Origin of the sequence: Streptomyces sp. NPDC002588 (assembly GCF_040295925.1) — a bacterium.
Lineage (GTDB): Bacteria > Actinomycetota > Actinomycetes > Streptomycetales > Streptomycetaceae > Streptomyces.
Genome location: NZ_JBEOWF010000108.1, coordinates 1 through 2,594 on the forward strand (window position 1 = coordinate 1; position 2,594 = coordinate 2,594).

A 2,594-nucleotide genomic window follows, 5' to 3' on the forward strand; every position below is an offset into this window, starting at 1 on the left:
GAGGGCAAGCCGAGTCCCATGCGTCTGCAGGACCACAACGGTCTGGACGTGCGGACCAACGAGGCCGTCGACGACGCCCACCGCAAGCTGCTGAGTGTCAAGGACGAGTACGGGCTGAAGCGTATCCACAAGCCGCAGGAGCAGCACGGTGCGTACTCGTTCTACTTCCAGGACATGGACGGGAACTGGTGGGAGATCCTTTCGGAAGTCGGTGGTCCGGGCAGCAATGACGGGTATTCCATCGCTTTCGCCGATCCCAACCGTGACATGACGGGGAAGGACGACATCGATCCCGAGCTCATGGAGCATGTCTTCGACGACGAGTTCGTGGCGGGGCTGGCGCAGAAGCGTTCCCAGTCCGGCGAGAGCTGAGGGCTGTAGCGGCATGCTCAGCAATATCGTCGTGGTCGGCGGCAGTGTCGCAGGGGTGCAGGCGCTGGAGACGCTGCGCGCCGCCGGCTATGACGGCCGGCTGACGCTCGTGGGCGCCGATCCCGAGCTGCCCTACAATCCCACTCCGCTGTCGAAGGAACTCCTCACCGGTGAGATGGACGAGGACGAGGTCCGTCTGCTTCCCGAGGAGGACTTCGACGACCTCGGGGTGGATCTGCAGCTGGGGACGCCGGCCCAGGCGCTGGATCTCGTCGGGCGCAAGGTCGAGGTCGGCAGTGCGCGTCTGCCCTTTGACGGGCTGATCATCGCCACGGGTTCGGCGGCGGTGCGGCCGCGTGGCTGGTTCGGTCTGGAGGGTGTGCATACGCTGCGCACGCTCGAGGAGGCCCGGCGGATCAAGCAGGCCATGAGTGGCGGCAGGCCTTCCGTGGTGGTGGTGGGGGCGGGTTTCATCGGCCTGGAGATCGCCGCGGCCGCGCGCCACCACGGTCTCGAGGTCACGGTGGTCGAGGCCGCGGCGGTCCCGCTGCAGCGGGCGGTGCGCGCGGAGCTGGCGCAGCCGGTGGTGCGTCTGCACCGCGACCATGCGGTGCGGGTGCTGTGCGGGGTCGGGGTGGCACGGATCCTGGGCTCGGACCGGGTCGACAAGGTCGAGCTCACGGACGGCACCGTCCTGGACGCCGGTCTCGTCGTCGTCGGTGTCGGAGCCAGGCCCGCCACCGGGTGGCTGGCCGGCTCCGGCCTCGCTCTCGACGACGGGGTCATCACCGACGCGACGCTGCGGACCACGGCTCCCGGGGTCTACGCGGTCGGAGACGCGGCCCGCTGGCCCCACCCCGGCGGCGACTCCGTCCGGGTCGAACACTGGACCAACGCCCGCGAGCAGGGCAGGCGGGCGGCGCTGAACCTGCTCGACCCGCAGGCCGCGGAACCCTACAACGGGGTGCCGTACGTGTGGTCGGACCAGTTCGGGCAGCGCTTCCAGAGCGCCGGCACGGCACACGGCGAACACCTGCACTTCCTCAGCGGAGGCCCTGAGGAGGAAACGTATGTGGCTCTGCTCGGTGACGGCGTGAAGGTCATCGGTGCCGCCGGGTTCGGCGGTCATCCGCGGCAGTTCACCAAGGCCCGGCGGCTGGTCAACGCGGGCACCCCCTGGCCGGAGGCCACAGGCCACAACCAGTAACCGGCCACGCGTTCCCTACGGTCCGGGTCGGGAGGCCACAGGCCACAACCAGTGACCGGCCACGCGTTCCGTACGGTCCGGGGAGATAGAAAGGCAATTTCATGGTCACCAGTGTCGATTCGGCGGTTGCGGAAATGCGTGACGCTTCCCGGGAGGGGTTGCTGCGCACGCTCGGCGATGTCGAGAAGCGGGTGCTGTGGCTGGCGACCGCGATCGTCGATCACGCGAACCGGGTGCGGCCCAATCCCACGGGGCTGAAGGTGGGTGGCCATCAGGCGTCGAGTGCGTCGATGACGTCCATCATGACCGCTCTGTGGTTCCACCGGCTCACCCGGGACGACCGGGTGTCGGTCAAGCCGCATGCCTCGCCCGTGCTGCACGCGATCAACTACCTGCTCGGGGAGCTGGACCCGTCGTATCTCACGCAGTTGCGGTCCTTCGGCGGTCTGCAGAGCTATCCCAGCCGGTCGAAGGATCCCGATCCGGTCGACTACTCGACCGGGTCGGTGGGCATCGGCGCGACCGCACCCCTGTGGGGAGCCGTGGCCCGCCGCTACGTCGACGGCCACTTCGGCGGCGCCGGGGCCGGCCGGCAGTACTCGCTGCTGGGAGACGCGGAACTCGACGAGGGCGCGATCTGGGAAGCCGTGCAGGATCCGACGGTGGCCGGTCTCGGCGAGATCGTGTGGGTCGTCGACCTCAACCGGCAGTCGCTGGACCGGGTGGTGCCCGGGACGGCGGCGGAGCGCCTGCGCGGTATGTTCACCGCGGCGGGCTGGCAGGTCCTGACCCTCAAGTACGGGCAGCTCCTGGAGGATCTGTTCGCCCGGCCCGGCGGCAGCGAACTGCGGCTGCGTCTGGACACCATGGAGAACCCCGAGTACCAGCGGCTGCTGCGCTGCACCCCCCAGCAGCTGCGCGACCGGCTGCCCGGCAGCGGATCGGGTTCGGAGCCCATCGCCCGGCTGGTCGCGGACATCGACGACGACACCCTGCACCGCGCGGTCCGCAATCT

3 protein-coding genes are annotated in these 2,594 nt (G+C 69.5%); all 3 read left to right on the forward strand.

From position 1 onward, the window contains the following. A partial coding sequence (locus ABT057_RS48940; protein ID WP_352351878.1) for a hypothetical protein occupies positions 1-372 on the forward strand: 372 nt, incomplete at its 5' end. Between the two features lie 13 nt (positions 373-385). After that, entirely contained in the window at positions 386-1,579 is a 1,194-nt protein-coding gene (locus tag ABT057_RS48945) for an NAD(P)/FAD-dependent oxidoreductase (RefSeq protein WP_352351880.1), read from the forward strand. 134 nt (positions 1,580-1,713) lie between these two features. Further along, positions 1,714-2,594 (forward strand): thiamine pyrophosphate-binding protein (locus tag ABT057_RS48950; protein WP_502974099.1); only part of this gene is annotated, 881 nt, incomplete at its 3' end.